This is a genomic window from Halarcobacter mediterraneus (assembly GCF_004116625.1).
Classification (GTDB): Bacteria; Campylobacterota; Campylobacteria; order Campylobacterales; family Arcobacteraceae; genus Halarcobacter; species Halarcobacter mediterraneus.
The window spans coordinates 88,674-107,547 of record NZ_NXIE01000005.1; the positions used below are offsets into that span (position 1 = coordinate 88,674).

The following is an 18,874-nucleotide window of genomic DNA, read 5'->3' on the forward strand; positions in this document are numbered from 1 at the left end:
TAATTTTAGATAAATAAAGGAGACTTTTTATGTTTTTAACAAATCGTGAACAAGAAAAGCTTATGATTTATACAGCTTCTAAACTAGCATGGGAAAGAAAGGAAAGAGGACTTAAACTCAATTTCCCTGAAGCTTCTGCTATTATCAGTTCCTTTATCCTTGAAGGAGCAAGAGATGGTAAAAGTGTTGCCCAGCTTATGGTTGAGGCAACAAAAGTTTTAGGTGCTGCTGATGTTTTACCTGGTGTTGCTTCAATGATGCATATGGTACAAACAGAAGCTACTTTTGATGATGGAACAAAACTTGTTACTGTACATAACCCTATTTCTGTTACAAAATCCGACATAACTCCAGGGGAATATTTTATAGATGAAGGTGAAATTGAGCTAAATGCCAATTATCCTGTAACTACAATCAAAGTAGAAAATGTAGGAGATAGACCCATTCAAGTAGGTTCTCACTACCATTTCTTTGAAACTAATGCCTTCTTAGATTTTGATAGACAAAAAGCTTATGGTCAAAGACTAAATATCCCAAGTGGAACTTCTGTAAGATTTGAGCCAGGGTCTAAAAAAGAAATTGAAGTAGTTCCTTTCAATGGGAAAAGATATATTGCAGGATTTAATGGTCTTGTTAATGGTTATTTAGATGTTGAAGAGACTAAAGAAAAAGCTATGAAAAACCTTGAAGAGTTTATAGGGAGTAGGGTATGAAGATTTCTAAAGTAAAATATGCCTCAATGTATGGACCAACAACTAATGATAGATTTAGATTAGCTGATACTTCTTTAATAGCAAAAATTGAAAAAGACTATACAACATATGGAGAAGAATCAAAATTTGGCGGTGGTAAAACTATTAGAGACGGTATGAGTCAATCTCCATTAGTTGTAGATACTGCTGATGTTATTATCACAAATGCTGTAATTATTGATTATACAGGTATTTACAAAGCTGATATTGGAATCAAAGATGGAAAAATCTCTGCAATTGGAAAATCTGGAAATCCATACAACACTGATGGCATCACTGAAGGTTTAGAAATAGGTGCAAATACAGAGATTTTATCAGCTGAAGGTAAAATAATCACTGCTGGTGGAATTGACTCACATATTCACTTTATAAGTCCTGGTCAAATAGATGAAGCACTAGCTAGTGGTGTTACAACTATGATTGGTGGGGGTACGGGTCCAAATACAGGAACAAATGCAACAACTTGTACTCCAGGAGAATGGAATATTCATAAAATGATTGAATCAGTTGATGATTTACCTTTAAACTTTGGTTTTATGGGTAAAGGAAATAGTTCAAGTTATGAAGCTTTAAAGGTTCAGATTGAAGCCGGTGCTATGGGATTAAAACTTCATGAAGACTGGGGAACAACTCCAAATGCAGTTGATACTTGTTTAAAAGTTGCAGATGACCTTGATGTACAAGTTGCAATTCATACAGATACTTTAAATGAATCAGGATTTGTAGATAGTACAGTAAATGCTTTTGCTGGAAGAACTATTCATACTTTCCATAGTGAAGGAGCAGGTGGTGGTCATGCACCTGATATTATGAAAGTTGCAGGACTTGCTAATATCTTACCATCAAGTACAAATCCAACTTTACCCTATACTAAAAATACAATAGAAGAACACCTTGATATGCTTATGGTTTGTCACCATTTAAGTGCAAAAATTCCTGAAGATGTAAGTTTTGCAGAAAGTAGAATTAGAGGTAAAACTATTGCTGCAGAAGATGTTTTACACGATATTGGAGCAATATCTATTACAAGTAGTGATTCACAAGCTATGGGAAGAGTTGGTGAAGTAGTTACAAGAACTTGGCAAGTAGCAGACTCTATGAAAAAACAAAGAGGTGCCCTAGAAGGTGATGATGAAAAAGCTGATAATGAAAGAATCAAAAGGTATGTTGCAAAATATACTATAAACCCTGCTATTGCTTGTGGTATTGATGAACATGTTGGAAGTGTTGAAATTGGGAAAATGGCAGATTTAGTCCTTTGGACACCTGCATTTTTTGGAGTTAAACCAGAACTTATTATAAAAGGTGGCTTTATAGCACTAGCTATGATGGGGGATTCAAATGCCTCTATTCCAACCCCTGAACCAAATATGTATAGACCTATGTTTGGCAGTTTAGGTAAAGCAGCTGCAAATACAAGTGCACTGTTTGTTTCTAAATTATCATTGGAAAATGGTTTAGTAGAAAAAATGAATACAAATAAATCTATGCTTGCAGTTAAAAACACAAGAAATATAGGTAAAAAAGATATGAAGTTAAATGACTTTATTGGGGATATTGAAGTTGACCCAGAAACTTATGATGTAAAAGTTAATGGTGAGATTATAGAATCATCTTTCCAAGAAGAGTTACCAATGGCTAAAAGATATTTTCTATTTTAGGAGTACGAATGATAAAAAAAGCAATTGAAATAAAAAAAGATATACCAGCAGATGATAATGTACTTTTAGATTGGTTTGATATGCAAAAACCTAATTTAAGTGCTATTACTCAAAAGGGTAAAGAGTTTATTGTAAAAGCTAAATATACACACCTTCATGAAAATGATATTTTACTTTGTGAAGATGGATATAAAATTAAAATTTCTAAATCTGAAGATACTATTTATACTTTAGAATTTGATGACCACATTACTTTTGCAAGAACAGCATATGAAATAGGAAATAGACACCAACCTATTTGTGTAGAAGATTATAAAATCACTATTTTAGAAGATATTTCAACTACTGATATTATCAAATCTTGTGAAGAAAATGATAGTGTAACAGTAAAAAAAGGTAAAGGTCTATTTAAACCAAATGGAAACGCACATCACTCACACTAAAGCACTAAGTAGATTTTTACAACTACTTGATGGAGCCTTTCCATCAGGGGCTTTTGTTCATTCATTTGGACTTGAACCACATATTGTATTAGGTCATGTTTATGACAAGAATAGTTTAAAAAAATTCTTAGAAAATATAATAAAAGACCAATATCAAAAGATGGAATTTACTATTGTTAAAAAAGTATTTAGTCTTTTAAAAGAGAAGAAAATATCTCACTTACTAAAAGAAGATAAAAAATATGCTTCAATGTTTAGTTTTGAATATGCAAAGGCTTTAAAAGATTTAGGAGAAAACTACCTAAAACATATTGATTTTGATATAACTTCGCCTATTGTAAAAGAGTATTTTCAAAATGTAAAAGATAAAAAAGCCTATGGAAATGAGCTTTTTATCTTAAGTGCTTATGCTTTTGAATTAGGTCTTGATGTAGATACATTTCTTCTTTTATGGTGTAAAAAAAACTTAATTAATATTGCAAGTACAAGTTTAAAAATCTCAAAGATAAAACCTAGTGAAATACAACAACTACTTTTTAGTTTTGATGACATTATAGAAGAAGAAATAAAAAATAGTTCAAAAAACTTAAGTAACTTTAACCCTTTATTTGAAGAGGTGATATTTTCACACTTAAATCTAGAACCAAAAATGTTTACAACTTAAAAAGGAAATTAATAAATGGGAATAAAAATAGGAATTGCAGGACCTGTAGGTAGTGGAAAGACTTCAATCATTGAAACATTAACAAATATGTTAAAAGACAAGTATTCACTAGGAATAGTAACAAATGATATTTATACAACTGAAGATGCTAATTATCTAAAAAATAAATTAGATTTAAACAACGAACAGATTATAGGTGTGGAAACTGGTGGTTGTCCACATACAGCAATACGTGATGATATCTCTATGAATCAAAAAGCAGTAGAGGAGTTAGAAGAAAAATTTAATCCTGATATTATCTTTATAGAAAGTGGTGGAGATAATCTTAGTGCGACTTTTTCTTATGAATTAATCGATTATTACTTATATGTAATTGATGTAGCGCAGGGCGCAGATATTCCAAGAAAGAAAGGGGCTGGTTTATTGTTTTGTGATTTATTAGTTATTAATAAAATAGATTTATGCCCTTATGTTAATGTAGATTTAGAAAGTTTTGAAAAAGATGTAAAAGCAAATAGAAAAAATAAACCTTCTGTTTTTATAACTCAAAAAGAGCAGGACTCTTTTGAAAAAATAATTCAATGGATAGAAGCGATAAAATAGTTCAGAAAATACATAAGAAAAAAAATATTTTCTAAGATATTAAAATTATATACTTATAATAAAAATAAAAAAAGGACAATAATGAAAAAAGTAATATTTATATTAGCTACAGTGGTTAGTTTTGCAAGTGCACATTTTTTAACATTTCTTCCTTCAACAGATAATGTTAAAAGTAAAGATGAATCAAATTTAAAATTTGATCTAATGTTTATTCACCCTTTTGAACAAACAGGTATGACAATGGAAAAACCTAAAGGAATATATTTAGGAAACAAAAAAGAAGAATTACCTTTAGTAGAGACTAAAAAATTTGATCATAAAGCATGGCAAAGTTCATATACTATAAAAAGACCAGGTGTTTATAAATTTTATACACAACCTCAAGAGTATTTTGAACCAGACGAAGGTAAATATATTTCTCATGTTCCTAAACTTATTGTTTCAGCATATTCTGTTGAAGATGGTTGGGATGAACCTCTTGGTTTAAAATATGAAATTATTCCTATGGTAAAACCTTTTTCTTTATATGCAGGTAATATTTTTAAAGCAAAGGTTCTACATAATGGAAAACCAGCTTCAAATGTTGAGGTAGAAGTTGAATTATATAATGAATTTGGATTAAAAGCTCCTAGTGATACCCATATAACTCAAGTAGTTAAAACTGATGAAAATGGGAATTTCTCTTTTGTGATGAACCATAAAGGTTGGTGGGGATTTGCAGCTTTAATTGAAGAAGGAGAAAAAGAGTATAAAGGAAAAAAATACCCTATTGAAAATGGAGCATTAATTTGGATTAAGGCTTACTAAGAATGCATATCTCTGATGGTATTTTAAGTAGTGAAGTAGCAATAAGCACAGCAGTTATAGCAGGTGTTTTTTTGCTATATTCTCTAAAAGGAATAAAAAATAAAAATATTGCTTTAATTTCTGCAATGACAGCCTTGTTTTTTATAGCCTCTTTTGTACATATACCACTTGGATTTGTTCAAATCCATTTACTCTTAATTGGAGTTATTGGAATTATCTTAGGCTTTCAGATTTTTTTGGCAATTTTTATTGCACTTTTGTTTCAAGGAGTTTTATTGGGCTATGGAGGAATAACTTCTCTTGGTGCAAATATTTTAATAATGTCTCTTCCTGGAGTATTTATCTTTTATATTTTTAAGTTAAAATTGCTAAATTTTTTCAATGAAAAAATTAAATATTTTATGGTAGGCTTTTTATCGGTGTTATTTTCAACTATTTTATTAGCCTTAGTTTTATCTCTTTCTAAAGAAGAGTATCTTTATGCTTCTTATACTATCTTTTTAGCAAATATTCCGGGAATGTTTATTGAAGGTTTTATAAGTTTATTTTTAATAAATTATATTAAAAAAACAATGCCTAATTTAATAAAGGATTCTAATTTATGAGAAAAATATTTTTAATCTTATTTTTTTCTTTAAGTCTATTTGCCCATAAATTAAATCTTTTTTTAGAAACAGAAAATAATCAATTATATATTTACTCGTATTTTGCTTCAGGAAGTCCTTGTAAATCTTGTAAAATAGAACTTTTTGATGAAAATAATAATCTACTTCAAACTTTAAAGACTAACAAAGAGGGTGAATATTATTTAAAAGAGTATTCAAAAGTAAAATATATAAAAATAGAAGCTTTAGGTGGACATGCTGTAAAAAAAGAGTTAAACTTGAAAAAAGCTATAGAAAATAAAGAGAAGAAAAAGAGTATTAAAGATGAAAATTTATATAGTTATTTACAATCTTTTATTGCTCTTTGTTTGATAATAGTAATTTTTATTTTATTAAAAAGAATAAAAGTATGATAAAAATTTCTCCAACCTTTAGTCTTCTTGGTGCAATTTTTTATTCTATTTCTCTTAGCTTTTCAACTATTCATTTTTTATATTTTATACCTTTAGCTTTTGTATTGTTTTGTCAATATTCAAATATTTTTAAAATCTTAAAAAGAGTGCTTATTTTAAATATTTTTATCATAATGATATTTTTTGTTTTACTATTTCAAAGCACTTTTGAAGAGGCTTTAAATATTTACTTAAGAACAAATATGATTATTTTATTTAACTTAGCAATTTTTTATTCATCAAGTGGTTATGATATTGTAAGAGCTTTAGATACTTTAAAGTTCCCCAAAACAATCATAAGCTCTGTATATTTTTCCTTAAAAATGATTCAAATTTTAAGCTTAGAATTAAAAAATATAAAAATGATGTTAAAAGCAAGAGGTTTTAAAGCAAATACTTCTTTTTTTACTTATGAAACATATGGAAATCTATTTGGACATATTTTTGTAAAAGCTATAAGAAAAGCACAAGCTTTGGAAGAATCTTTTAGCTTAAGAAACTTTAATGGTAAAATTTATTTAATGAATACTGAAAACTTTTCATATTATGATTTTATTTTACTTGTATTAATTTTTGTATTATATATAAAAGGATTTATTTTTTGAGTTGTTCGGTTAATATTAAAAATTTATCTTATGAAATAAATGGAAGAGTTCTTTTTGAAAATCTTAATTTAGATATATCTCATAAAGAAAAAATTGCAATAGTAGGTTCTAATGGAAGTGGAAAAAGTTCTTTACTTAAAATCATAGCAGGTTTGATAAAACCTAATAAAGGAAAAGTTTTTCTTTTTCACGAAGAAATGACTTCTTTAAAAGAGTATAAAAAGTTTAGAAATGAAATTGGATATTTGCCCCAAGATGTGAATGACTTTTTTCTATGTCCTACTGTTATTGAAGATATAATGTTTAATTTAAGAGCAAAAGGTTTAAGTAAAGAAGAAGTATATAAAAAGGCTTGTTTAATGCTTGAACAATTAGATATTCTTCCTTTGCAAAATAGAAATATTTTTGATTTAAGTGGTGGTGAACAAAAAATAGTTGCCCTTGCTGCAATTCTTATTTCTGAACCAAAAATTTTATTACTTGATGAACCTACTAATGCTTTAGATGATGAAGCTCAAGAGAAGATTATCAATATTTTAAATAGCATTAATAAATCTATGATAATAGTATCCCACCATAAATCTTTTATTCAAAGTCTAACTCCTACCATATATAAATTGAATCAAGATAATTTAAAAAGGCTTTAAATTAAGTTATACATTATATAATATAATAAATTTTAATTAATATCTTTTGCTTTTTTTATTCTTAATGGAACAAATATAAACTTTATTTATTGATTAGATATAAATAAAGGATTAAATAAATATGAGTAAGATTCGAATAAAATATCAAACTTATGAGTTTGATAAAGTAGATATTCATCTAAAAACACTTCGGGATAGGCAGCAATATGATAGTTTAAAAGAACAAGAACTAAATGATTATGGAATCTCCTCTGCTACATGGTCTCTTTTTGGTATTGTTTGGCCAGCATCTGAAGTTTTGGCACATTATATGAAAGATTATAATATTGAAAATAAAAGGATTCTTGAAGTTGGTTGTGGAATAGGACTTTCAAGTCACTTGTTAAATAGTAAAAATGCAAATATTACGGCGACAGATTATCATCCAGAAGTTGAGAATTTTTTAAATACTAATTCTATATTAAATGGCTTAAAAAATATTCCTTTTGAAAGAACTAGTTGGACTGATGAAGATGATCATTTAGGAAAGTTTGATTTGATTATAGGTAGTGATATTTTATATGAAAGATGGCATATAAAAGAGTTAGCTTCTTTTATAAGTAAACATTCTAATGATAAATGTGAAGTAATAATATCTGATCCTGGAAGAGGAAATCATGCTAAATTTGGTAAAGAAATGCAAGACTTAGGTTTCTCTTTTATGAATTTTAAACCTAAAAAAACTGAAGAATATTTAAAAAAAGCCTTCAAAGGGTATTTGATAAAATATACAAGAAATTAAAAAATGGATAAAAATGGATTTTAATAAATTAGATAAAAATACAAAACAAGAGTTACACTCTTTATTTACAGAATATAGTGAAATAGTAGGAGGGCAAAACTCTTTTTTAAAAATGATTGAAGAAATAAGAGATATAAAACCTAGCCCTTTGTTAAATAAAAGTGGTGCTTTTCATACTTCAAAAATAAAAGTAAGTCTTAGTAAATCTATATATAAAGAGACTTTTTCTACTTTATTTGATGCAATAAGAAGAGAAGAAAAAACTAGTGATATGTTAGATGGAATTGAGCCAAAGAAATATAAAGAAACTATGAATATGATGAAAACTTTAAAATCAGTAATTATAAACTTTGAAGTAAAAAATGAAGAAGGAAAGTCTTTTTCTTTTCCTATTTTAGATACCTCTGAAGAGAAAAAGACAAAAGTAACCTTTTCTTTTAAAGCAATTTTCTTTTATAACCTAAATGAAGCAAAGAAAGTACTAAATTACAATGAATAAAAAAAGATTTAATATTAAACAAGGACTAAAAGTCAAAATAGTTTTAAAGCAAGACCAAAAAACAGGTAAATTAACCCAAGGAATTGTTAAAGATATATTGACAAATTCTCCTTCCCATCCCCATGGAATTAAAGTTAGACTTCAAGATGGTCAAGTAGGACGAGTACAAGAAATTTTGTAATGACTTTATATATTGATGCAGATGCTTTTCCTAATCTTTTAAAACCAATAGTTTTTAGAGCAATAGAAAGATTATCTTTAAAAACATTGGTAATAGCAAATAAAAAAGTTAATATAGGAACTTCTTCTTTTATAAAATATCTAGTTGTAAATCAAGGTGCAGATGAAGCAGATAATAAAATAATAGAACTTCTAGAAGAGGGTGATTTAGTTATTACAGCTGATATTCCTTTAGCAAATAGAACTATTGAAAAAAAAGCTCATGCAATAGATCATAGAGGTGAAACTTACACTAAAGATAATATAAAAGAGTATCTAGCAGTAAGAAATCTAATGCAAGAAATTAGAGATAGTGGAGAACTTACAAAAGGACCAGCTGCCTTTACTCAAAAAGATGCACAAAAATTTGCTAACTCTTTAAATGCATTTTTGCAGAAGATATAATTTCTTTTAGAAATAAAACTTTTTATTTTTTAATACTTCTTTTGGAGAAATATTAAACTTCTTAAAAAAAGCAAAAGTAAAATTACTTTGATGTTTGTATCCCACTAACTCAGAAACTTCATTAATTGAGTATTCATTTGTTTCTAAAAGTTTTTTTGCTTTTTCAAGTCTTTTATTAATAATATATTTAAAAACTGTAGTATTATACTCTATTTTAAAAATCTTTTGTAATTTTGTTTCATTTGTACTTGCTACTTTTGCAAGTTCTTTTAGGGTCAAATCTTTAAATAAGTTTTCATCTATATAAACCATTAATTTATTTAAATAGTGTCTTTCTATAGAGGGAAGGAACTCTTTTTCTTCTTGAATATTATTAAGCCAATTATATAAAAGTCCATAGGTATGACTTTGGAGTAACAGGTTTTCAAGTTTGTTATTATGTGACGAATTGAAAATAGTATTTAAGCTTAATAAAGTTTCAAAACTACAAGGAGAATCTTTAAGTATTTTAAATAGAGGTTTGTTTTCTAAGTCTTGTAAAGTTTTATTTAAAGGATTATTTTCCTTGGAAATAATTTGATTTTCAATAAACTCTTTTGTTGCAACCATATTTATTATTTTTAAATTTGAATCTTTTTTATAAAAACTTTTTCCATTTTCTTGATTTAGTGCACTTACACTTAAATGATTTGGCTTAAAAGTTTTATTTATTTTAAAATCAACATTTTTATATTGGATACTGCCATTTAAAAAAGCTGAAAAAGAAACGAGAGTGTCTTCAAATTTATTTTCTATTATAAAATCTTCTTTTACATCAATATCAAACTTATAAAAAAAAAGACCTTTACAAACAGGAACTAGTGAAATTTGACCTTCTGCAAGTTCTTTGGGCATAAAAAAAGTAGTATTTGAACTATTCTCTTTATTCATTTCATTTATATTTTCAAAGCTAAGTATTTTTGGCATTTTTTCTCTTTTCGTTTAATCATAAAAAAAAAGTTTTTTATAATAAATACAATATTGATATGCATTATCATATAAAATATAATACAAAAATATTTAACAACTACTTAAGGAGACAAATTGAAACTTTTAAATGGATTACTAATTATAAGTATTATTACTTCAAATCTTTTAGCAGAGGAGACTATAAAACTTGAAGATGTAACAGTAACAGCACAAAAGAAAAAGGAATCAAAGCAAAATATCGCCTTGAGCTTAGATATTCTTGATAGTGATGATATAAAAGAACAAAAAATTTTGGATACTGAAGATATTGTAAATAGTACTCCTGGACTTTTTATGATAAAGACAAATCATCATGGAACAGCAGGTTTTTTATCTTTAAGAGGAATAACACCTACTATGGAAGGAGAACAAGCCATAGGTTTTTTTGTCGATGATATATATTACCCTATGTTTGATAGTGAAATTTTAGATATTCAAAGAGTTGAAATACTAAAAGGTCCACAAGGTACTTTATATGGTAAAAATACAGAATCAGGTGCGATTAATATTATTACTAATAAACCAGTAAATGAAAATAGTGCAGATGTAAGTATTGGTTTAGCAAATAATAATACTCAAGAATATAAGGGCTTAGTAAATGTGAAACTTATTGAGAATGATTTATTTTTAAGAGCTGCTCTTAGAAAGTATAAGAGTGATGGATATTTTGAAAATAGATATACAAAAAATAAAAAATCAGACAATATCGAAGGAATTGATTCAAGAGTTTCATTAAGATATTTACCTACAGATAATTTAGATTTTATTCTTTCTTATGATAGAAATGATTATGACAATGGATATACAGGCTTTAATACTCTTGCTGAAGTTTTAAATAATCCTGGAAAAGTAGATATGGATTTTGATGGTGAAGGTGAATTTAAAAATGATAAATTCTCATTAAAATCAATATATGAAAATGATAATTTAACTTTTACTTCAATTACAGCAGCAAGTGATACAAAAAATATTGATTATAATGATTTGGACTTTTCAGTATATGATGTAATGAGACTTAAAACAGATAGAGAAATAGATTTCTTATCTCAAGAATTTAGGCTTAATTCCTCTTTTGAAAATTTTAGTTATTTAATTGGAGCATATTTTAGTAAAGAAAGTAATGAGCAGACAGTAGACTTTGAAATGCGTCAAGGAAATCCTTTATATGGAATGCCAAGTTTTACCCAGCTTACAGGAAGTGATATGGATACAAAAAACTATGCACTTTTCTCTCAAATGAATTATCTTTTTACTGATTCTTTTGATGTAACATTTGGACTTAGATATGATAAAGAACAAAAAGATTATAAATATACTGAAGGTTATGATAAAGATATGTCTTCTTTTGGTATGTTTTCTGATTCAATGAGTAAAAGTAAAGATTCTTCGGAAATTTTACCTAAGGTTTCATTCAATTTTAATTTAGATGAGCAACATCTTTTATATGCAAGTTATTCAAAAGGTTATAAATCAGGAGGATACAACTCTTTAGCTCCAATAGATAATCAAGAGTTCAAAGCTGAACAATCAAATAATTTTGAAGTTGGTTTTAAATCAAGGTTTTTAGATGATAGCTTATTTACAAATTTAGCAATTTATCAAATTAATATTGATGACCAACAAGTAGAACAACAATATTATCCTGACTCAATTACTTCAAATGCTGGTAAATCTACCATAAGAGGATTTGAGTTTGACTTTACTTATCAAGTAACTGATAAGTTTTTATTATCATCAGGAATAGGATATAACAAATCAGAATTTGATGAGTATAAAGATAATATTTTAGATGCTTCTGGAAATATTATTGGACAAAGAAGCTATGATGGTAATAGAGCACCAAATACCCCAAAATATACTTATAATATAACTGCAAAATATAATTTTCTAAAAGATACTTATTTATTAGCTAAATTAAATGCTGTAGGAGATATGTACTTTGATTTGGATAATACTGTAAAACAAAAGTCTTATGAATTAGTAGATTTAAGCTTTGGTACTACAATAAATAATATTGATTTTAAATTATGGAGTAAAAATATTTTTGATAAAACTTATATTACAAGAGCTTTTGAAATGAGTGATGAATGGTATGCAAGAGCAGGGGAAGGTAGAACTTTTGGTTTTGAACTTTCTTATAAGTTTTAATAGGAAAAATAGATGTATATTTTTACTAAAAAATTTAGTTTTTTATTGCTTTTATATACAACTCAATTTATTCCATTAGGTTTCTTTTTTGGAGCAATTCCCGCAATACTTGCTACTCAAGGAGTATCTATGGAAACAATTGGAAGTATATATATGTTAGGGCTTATTTGGGTTATCAAATTTTTATGGGCTCCTTTTATAGATAAAAATAAAATTAGTTTTTTACAAGGGCATTATCGCTCTTGGCTAATTTTAGTTCAAATAAGTTTATCCTTATCAATGGTTTTTTGTGCTTTTTATTCTATTTCAGATAGTTTTTTAATTTCTCTTTCTTTAATTACTCTTATTAACTTTTTTTCTTCCACACAAGATATTTGTGTTGATGGTTTAGTTGTAAATAGTTTAGATGAACAAGAGTTAAAGTATGCAAATTCAATGCAAACAGCAGGAACTTTTTTAGGTTCTCTTTTAGGTTTATGTTTACCATTATATTCATATGAAGTTTATACTTGGAAAACTACTCTTTTAATATTGAGTATTTTAGTTTTAATTCCCACATTTTTTTTATTCTTTTATAAAGAAAAGATAAATGAAGTAAAACCTCTAAGAGTTAGTTACTTTAAGGTATTAAGTTTTTTAGGAAATAAAAAAGTATTGAAGTTACTTTTTATTATGACACCAGCTTATTTTATAGTAGAAGGAAGTTTTTCTTTAATTCAACAGCTATTAATAAGAAATGAATGGACATTAATTGAAATTGCAATATCTCAAAATATAATAAGTTCTTTTTTTGGAATATTAGCAGCTTTTTTGGCTGGATATATTATGAAATATTTAGGTCAATATAAAAGTTATATTCTTACTTCAACATTAATATTTATTGATATCTTAATAATGATAAATTTAGAAGCTTTTGCGAATGATCATGTTTTATCAACAATTTTTCTCTCTTATAACTATTTTTGTTTAGGTTTATTTATGACTCTATACTATACTTTTATTATGAAAAATAGTTCAAAAGAACTAGCAGGAACACAAGTAAATATTCAACATGGATTTATGTTATTTATCTCTTTGGTTTTTACAAAGGTCTTTTTAACAATAAGTTCAGAATATGGTTTTGTCTCAGCTTTTATTTGTCTACTTTGTATTTATATTATTTCATACACTTTTTCAATTTTCAAGTTAAGGGAAGATTATGAAAGCTAAAAAAGGTATATTAAGACTTTTAGAAATAGCATAGGCTAAAAAGTATTTACTTTTTTTAGCCTGTTTTTTTGCTTCTTTACATGCTATTTTAAGTCTTGCCCCATATATTTTAAGTTATGAGATTCTAAATCAAAGTGTATCCAATAATTTTCAGTATAAATTACTTCAAACATATGTTATTTATAGCATTATTACAATAATCTGTGCTTATGTATGTTTGTATATTGCCTTAATATTATCTCATATGGCAGCTTTTGAAATTTTATATAACTTTAGAGTTCAAATTGCAAAAAAATTAGCAACTTTATCTATAGGATATTTACAAAATAGGGCAACAGGTGAATTAAAAAAAGTATTAGTTGATGATATTGAGAAAATAGAAAAATTTTTAGCACATAATTTAATTGATATTGTAAAAGCTTCTCTTATGCCTGTTCTTATATTAATCTATATGTTTATTCTTGATTATAGACTTGCTTTTGCTAGTTTAGCACCATTAATTGTTTTCTTTTTATGGCTTTTTATTATCTTTAAGACAAAAGCTTTACAAGAAATAACTAAAGTATATTCTAAAAGTATCCAAAGAATGGATAGTGTTGTTGTTGAATATGTTCGTTCAATTGCTTTAATGAAAATATTTAACCAAGATGCAAATAGATTTAAAAATTTTAAAAATTCAATAGATGAATATACCCAATGGGTATTAGAATATATAGATAAAAATAGTAATTTTTATTCTTTTATTATTTCTTTTATAAGCAATTCTATTCTTCCTATTTTAGCTTTTGGTGTATATTTTTATTTTCAAAAAGAAATAAATTTTATTACTTTATTGTTTTTTTTAATTCTTGGTGTCGCTTATTTAAAACCAGTTTTAGCAATTTCAACTTTAGCAAATAGTATATTTATAACTTATGAAGCTGTAAATGAAATAGATAATATTTTAGAAGAAGAGGAAAAATTAAAAGATACAGAAAAAAAAGAAGATTTTGAAAATTATAATATAGAGTATGAAAATGTAAGTTTTGCTTATGGTGAAAAAAAAGTTTTAGAAAATATTAATTTAAAACTTAATCAAGGAGAAATAACTGCTTTTGTTGGCTTAAGTGGAGCAGGCAAAAGTACTTGTGCAGAGCTTTTGGCAAGGTTTTACGAGCTTAAAGAAGGTTCTATAAAAATAGGAAATACAGATATTAAAGAAGTATCTTACTCTTTTTTAATGAATAAGATTTCTTTTGTTTTCCAAGATAATTTTATGTTCAGTGATACTATTTTTGAAAATATTGCAATGGGTAAAGAATTCTCTTTAGAAGAAGTAATAAAAGCAGCAAAACTTGCTCAAGCTCATGGGTTTATTAGCAAATTAAAAGATGGTTATGAAACTATTTATTCTAAAAGTATTGCATTAAGTGGAGGACAAATTCAAAGAATACAATTGGCAAGAGTTTTTCTTAAAGATTCACCAATAATTATTCTTGATGAAGCAACTTCTTTTTTTGATGCTAAAAATGAATATAAAATACAAAAAGCATTAACAGAACTTGTTAAAAACAAAACAGTACTTTTAATTGCACATAAACTTTCTAGTATACAAAATGTTCATAAGATAGTAGTTTTTAATGAGACCAAAGTAGAAAGTATAGGAACACATGAAGATTTAATAAAAAATTCTAATATTTATAAACTTATGTGGGAAAGTTACATAAAAACAAAAAATTTTGGTTTAAAAGGAGAGTATTAAATGAATTTTATAAAAAATATACTATTTGTAATAGGGGATTTAAAAAAAGAGTTTTTTAAAGTACTTTCTTTTCATTTAATACACTCTTTTCTTATTTCTTCATCAAGTGGAATTTTAGTTGCTGTTTTATGGGAACTTTTAAAACCAACACCTGATAAAAAGTTTATTTATATTTTAATAATTTTATTAGCAGTTTTTTTAATTGTCCAACTTTTTATTTCTTCTTTAAGTTATAAGAAAAGTTCTAAATTTACTTTTTTAGTTTCTCAAGAATTGAGAATGAAGTTAGGAATTCATATATATAAACTCTCTTTAGGTTCTTTAAAAGAAAAACATAGTTCTTATTATTCTTCTTGTTTACTTCAAGATGTTAGAATTTTTGAAAATTTCTTTTCTCATAGTATTCCAAATATTATAAGTGGAGTTTTTTCAGTTTTTTTTATCTTGATCTTTTTATATTTCTTAGATTATAGATTAGCTTTTATCTTAACTTTAGGAATATTTTTAATAGTACCTTTTATATATTTTGCAAATTTAATAGTTATGTATTTTGGAAAAAAACATATAGAAGCTAAAGAAGAAATGTCCCGACATTTTTTAGAGTATTGTGAAGGAATGAAATATTTAAAAAGTTTTAATTATATACATAAAAAATATATAGATTTAGAAAAAATATTAAAAGATTTTAAATCAAAATCTTTTAAACTAGAAATGTTCCCTGGACCTTTGATTTTATTATCTTTTATTTTTTGTGAGTTGGCATTTTTATTTATGATATTGTATGCTTTAAAGTATTTTGAGGATAAGACATTAAGTATAACTTTTTTAATGTCTTTTTTGATAATAGGATATAGATTACTTGAACCGATAAAAGTCTTTTTAGTAGATTTTTTAGAATTAAAGTATATGAATAATGCAATTATTAGAATTAAAGAACTTTTAGAGTTACAGACAATTAAAGTTAGGAAGTCAAATAAAGAAATAAAGAATTATGAAATAAGTTTTGAGAATGTATCTTTTTCCTATAAAAATAAAGAAGTTTTAAAGAATATAAGTTTAACTTTTCCTTGTAATAATATAAGTGCTTTAGTTGGATTAAGTGGTGAAGGTAAAACTACAATATTAAGTCTTATTGCAAGATTTTGGGATATAGATAAAGGAGAGATTAAAATAGGAGGTAAAAATATAAAAGAAATTCCTTTAGAAAGTTTATATTCAAGTATAAGTCAAGTTTTTCAAGAAGTATATTTATTTGATGATACTATTTATAATAATATTAAAATAGCAAAAGAAAATGCGACTGAAAAAGAAATCGTAGAAGCATGCAAAAAAGCAAATTGTTTACAGTTTATTGAAAAACTAGAAAAAGGTTTTGAAACAAAAGTAGGAGAGAAGGGAGTAAATTTAAGTGGTGGGGAAAAACAAAGAATAAGTATTGCCCGAGCTTTCTTAAAAGATGCACCTATTTTACTTTTAGATGAAGCAACATCTTCTCTTGATAGTATAAATGAGTATTTTATTCAGGAATCTATTTATAAATTAACTAAAAATAAAACAGTAATTATAATAGCACATAAACTAAAAATATTAAAAGGTATAGAAAATATATATGTATTACATAATAAAGAACTTGTACAAAGAGGAAGTTTTGAAGTTTTATCTAAAAGTGAAGGCTTATTTAAAGAACTATTATCTTATCAAGATAGAAGCCTAAATTGGGAAATAAGTTAATATCTTAATTACAAAGTGCAATATTTTTATATAGGCTAAAATTTTTTAGATATTATTCTTTTATGAATTTGACAACACAACAAAAAGAGATAATACAAGCAGTAAAAAAGTATAGAAATATAAAAATAAATGCCTTTGCAGGAACAGGTAAAACAACTACATTAAAAGAGGTTGCAAATACCTATAAAGAGCAAAAAATTTTATATCTTGCTTTTAATACTGCAATAAAAAATGAAGCAAGTACAATTTTCCCTAATAATACTTATGTTAAAACAACCCATAGTTTAGCCTATGCAGTAATAAAAAAATATACTCAAATAGATTTGAATTCTTTAGTAAATTATAGAGCAATAGATATTTCAAAAGAGTTTGAAATACCATATACTCAAGCAATCTCAGCTTTAAAAATATTTGAAAATTTTTGTAATAATACTCAAGATGAAATTTCTAAAGATGATATAGAACATAAAACTGCAAAAAAGATTTTTGATTATATGCTTATTGGTATGTTAAAACCAAGTCATAGCTTTTATTTAAAGTATTATTATCTACTTCTTTCAAAAGAACAAATACCTCAATACTCCCATGATATTATAATGCTTGATGAAGCTCAAGATACAAATGAAGTAACCCTTGGTATTTTTGAAGCTTTAAATTCAAAGGTTAAAATCTATGTAGGAGATAAGCACCAGCAAATTTACTCTTTTAGAGGAAGTAAAAATGCCCTCGATAAAATAGCTTGTGATAAAGAACTTTATTTATCTACAAGTTTTAGATTCAATGAAGATATTGCAAACTATGCAAATATTTTATTGAAAAACTTTAAAAATGAAGAGATAGAAATACAATCTTTAAATAATAAAACTAAAGTTGAAACAAGTTCTTATATCTCTAGAACAAATGCTCAGCTTATTTCAATTATTTCTAAAAGAATAGAACAAAGAAAACCTTTTGTTACAGTAAGAAAGCCAGATGAAATATTTTTATTAAGTATAGAGCTTTATTATTTACTTAACAATGAAGCAGATCAAATAAAAAGAAATATTTTTTTAAAAGACTTTAAAGACGAAGATGAGGTTTCTTCCTATGCTAAAGAAGTTGAAGATTTTGAATTAAAAACAGCCTTAAAGGTGGTAAAAGAGTACCAAGAAAAAATATTTGAATTTAAAGAAATTGCAATAAAGTTTTATAAAGCTTGGGAAAATAGACAAAGTAATAACTTTGATAAACGTTTAGATGAAATACTTTTTTTAACTACAGCTCATACAGCAAAAGGTTTAGAGTGGGATAAAGTTATTGTTGCCGATGATTTTCCAAATTTCGCAGATTTGATTTTTGATTTAGGTTTTAGTAGCTTAAAAGAGTATCAAAAAAATCTACCTAAACTTTCAAATCAAGAATTAATAGATGAGTTTAATCTTTTTTATGTCTCTTTAACAAGAGCAAGAAAAGTTTTAGTTAAAGATAGTGAAAACTTTCATTATCTTATGAGTTCAAAATTAAATCAGCTTATTGATAAAAAAATAGCAGAATCAAAAGATAATTTTGAAAAAGATGATAAAAAACAAGTTGTTTCTAAAATGAGTAAAGAAGAACTAGAAGAAATAAAAGAACAAAAGAATTTAGAAAAAGGAAAAGCTAAAAAAAGTGGTCTAAAGTGGAGCTTAGAAGATAAAATCAAACTAAAAAGTATGTTTAAAAAAGATATAACAATAAATCAAATATCATCAAAACTAGAACGAAGTTCTACAGCTATAATAGGAGAACTTTTTAAAAGTGAAACAATAAAAAAAGAGGAACAAATAACTCTTTTAAAATTAATAAAAGCTAATAAAAAAGCCAGAAAAAGTGTTTTATAAAAATAAATATACTGAGCTTTTGACTATCTTTTATG

The 18,874-nt window shown here is 26.0% G+C and carries 20 protein-coding genes and 1 pseudogene; 20 read left to right on the plus strand and 1 reads right to left on the minus strand.

What is annotated here, in order from left to right; genetic code table 11:
* The first annotated feature begins 29 nt into the window (after positions 1 to 29).
* From CP965_RS11625 to CP965_RS11690, 14 genes are all read left to right on the plus strand, one after another.
* Positions 30 to 713 (plus strand): urease subunit beta, encoded by a 684-nt coding sequence (locus CP965_RS11625; RefSeq protein WP_129062279.1) that lies wholly within the window; start codon positions 30 to 32, stop codon positions 711 to 713.
* Entirely contained in the window at positions 710 to 2,413 is a 1,704-nt protein-coding gene (gene ureC, locus CP965_RS11630; protein WP_129062280.1) for an urease subunit alpha, read from the plus strand. Before CP965_RS11625 ends, ureC begins: the two co-directional genes overlap by 4 nt.
* Before the next feature lie 8 nt (positions 2,414 to 2,421).
* The gene (locus CP965_RS11635) at positions 2,422 to 2,856 is read left to right on the plus strand and encodes an urease accessory protein UreE (protein WP_129062281.1); all 435 of its coding nucleotides are present in this window, start codon (positions 2,422 to 2,424) and stop codon (positions 2,854 to 2,856) included.
* Positions 2,831 to 3,520 carry an urease accessory protein UreF gene (locus CP965_RS11640; protein ID WP_129062282.1) on the plus strand — a complete coding sequence of 230 codons (690 nt, stop codon included), beginning with the start codon at positions 2,831 to 2,833 and terminating at the stop codon, positions 3,518 to 3,520. Before CP965_RS11635 ends, CP965_RS11640 begins: the two co-directional genes overlap by 26 nt.
* A 15-nt stretch (positions 3,521 to 3,535) precedes the next feature.
* Positions 3,536 to 4,123 carry an urease accessory protein UreG gene (gene ureG / locus CP965_RS11645; protein ID WP_129062283.1) on the plus strand — a complete coding sequence of 196 codons (588 nt, stop codon included), beginning with the start codon at positions 3,536 to 3,538 and terminating at the stop codon, positions 4,121 to 4,123.
* An 81-nt stretch (positions 4,124 to 4,204) separates the two neighbouring features.
* Entirely contained in the window at positions 4,205 to 4,930 is a 726-nt protein-coding gene (locus tag CP965_RS11650) for a DUF4198 domain-containing protein (protein WP_129062284.1), read from the plus strand.
* 2 nt (positions 4,931 to 4,932) lie between these two features.
* Positions 4,933 to 5,535: a cobalt transporter CbiM gene (gene cbiM, locus CP965_RS11655; RefSeq protein WP_129062285.1), complete on the plus strand. Its 603-nt coding sequence runs from the start codon at positions 4,933 to 4,935 to the stop codon at positions 5,533 to 5,535.
* Positions 5,532 to 5,948, plus strand: a complete 417-nt coding sequence (locus CP965_RS11660) for a hypothetical protein (RefSeq protein ID WP_129062286.1) — start codon at positions 5,532 to 5,534, stop codon at positions 5,946 to 5,948. Before cbiM ends, CP965_RS11660 begins: the two co-directional genes overlap by 4 nt.
* A complete protein-coding gene (locus CP965_RS11665) occupies positions 5,945 to 6,592 on the plus strand; it encodes an energy-coupling factor transporter transmembrane component T family protein (RefSeq protein ID WP_129062287.1) in 648 nt (215 codons plus the stop codon). Before CP965_RS11660 ends, CP965_RS11665 begins: the two co-directional genes overlap by 4 nt.
* A complete protein-coding gene (locus CP965_RS11670) occupies positions 6,589 to 7,239 on the plus strand; it encodes an energy-coupling factor ABC transporter ATP-binding protein (RefSeq protein WP_129062288.1) in 651 nt (216 codons plus the stop codon). The genes CP965_RS11665 and CP965_RS11670 overlap by 4 nt, the downstream gene beginning before the upstream one ends.
* A gap of 121 nt (positions 7,240 to 7,360) precedes the next feature.
* Positions 7,361 to 8,020 (plus strand): class I SAM-dependent methyltransferase, encoded by a 660-nt coding sequence (locus CP965_RS11675; RefSeq protein ID WP_129062289.1) that lies wholly within the window; start codon positions 7,361 to 7,363, stop codon positions 8,018 to 8,020.
* 13 nt (positions 8,021 to 8,033) lie between these two features.
* Positions 8,034 to 8,519 carry a hypothetical protein gene (locus CP965_RS11680; RefSeq protein WP_129062290.1) on the plus strand — a complete coding sequence of 162 codons (486 nt, stop codon included), beginning with the start codon at positions 8,034 to 8,036 and terminating at the stop codon, positions 8,517 to 8,519.
* Entirely contained in the window at positions 8,506 to 8,700 is a 195-nt protein-coding gene (locus CP965_RS11685; RefSeq protein WP_323807974.1) for a YwbE family protein, read from the plus strand. The genes CP965_RS11680 and CP965_RS11685 overlap by 14 nt, the downstream gene beginning before the upstream one ends.
* On the plus strand, positions 8,700 to 9,143 hold the full coding sequence (locus tag CP965_RS11690) for a YaiI/YqxD family protein (protein ID WP_129062292.1): 444 nt from the start codon (positions 8,700 to 8,702) through the stop codon (positions 9,141 to 9,143). The genes CP965_RS11685 and CP965_RS11690 overlap by 1 nt, the downstream gene beginning before the upstream one ends.
* A gap of 6 nt (positions 9,144 to 9,149) precedes the next feature.
* Here CP965_RS11690 and CP965_RS11695 read toward each other — a convergent pair whose 3' ends face one another.
* Complete coding sequence (locus CP965_RS11695; RefSeq protein WP_129062293.1) at positions 9,150 to 10,109, minus strand: helix-turn-helix domain-containing protein; 960 nt, start codon at positions 10,107 to 10,109, stop codon at positions 9,150 to 9,152.
* Positions 10,110 to 10,226: 117 nt separating this feature from the next.
* Here CP965_RS11695 and CP965_RS11700 point away from each other — a divergent pair, with 117 nt between their 5' ends.
* The 6 genes and pseudogenes from CP965_RS11700 to CP965_RS11720 all read left to right on the plus strand — a co-directional run bounded on the left by CP965_RS11700 (position 10,227) and on the right by CP965_RS11720 (position 18,839).
* A complete protein-coding gene (locus CP965_RS11700; protein ID WP_129062294.1) occupies positions 10,227 to 12,299 on the plus strand; it encodes a TonB-dependent receptor in 2,073 nt (690 codons plus the stop codon).
* Positions 12,300 to 12,311: 12 nt separating this feature from the next.
* Positions 12,312 to 13,508, plus strand: coding sequence for an MFS transporter (locus CP965_RS11705; RefSeq protein WP_129062295.1), 1,197 nt, complete (start codon positions 12,312 to 12,314; stop codon positions 13,506 to 13,508).
* Between the two features lie 64 nt (positions 13,509 to 13,572).
* Positions 13,573 to 14,343, plus strand: a pseudogene (locus tag CP965_RS14455) (ABC transporter transmembrane domain-containing protein); the annotation flags it as partial.
* Complete coding sequence (locus CP965_RS14460) at positions 14,341 to 15,249, plus strand: ABC transporter ATP-binding protein (RefSeq protein WP_267285284.1); 909 nt, start codon at positions 14,341 to 14,343, stop codon at positions 15,247 to 15,249. The pseudogene CP965_RS14455 and the gene CP965_RS14460, both read left to right, overlap by 3 nt.
* Entirely contained in the window at positions 15,250 to 16,980 is a 1,731-nt protein-coding gene (locus tag CP965_RS11715; RefSeq protein WP_129062297.1) for an ABC transporter ATP-binding protein, read from the plus strand.
* 62 nt (positions 16,981 to 17,042) lie between these two features.
* Positions 17,043 to 18,839 carry a UvrD-helicase domain-containing protein gene (locus CP965_RS11720; protein WP_129062298.1) on the plus strand — a complete coding sequence of 599 codons (1,797 nt, stop codon included), beginning with the start codon at positions 17,043 to 17,045 and terminating at the stop codon, positions 18,837 to 18,839.
* The last annotated feature ends 35 nt before the right edge of the window (positions 18,840 to 18,874 follow it).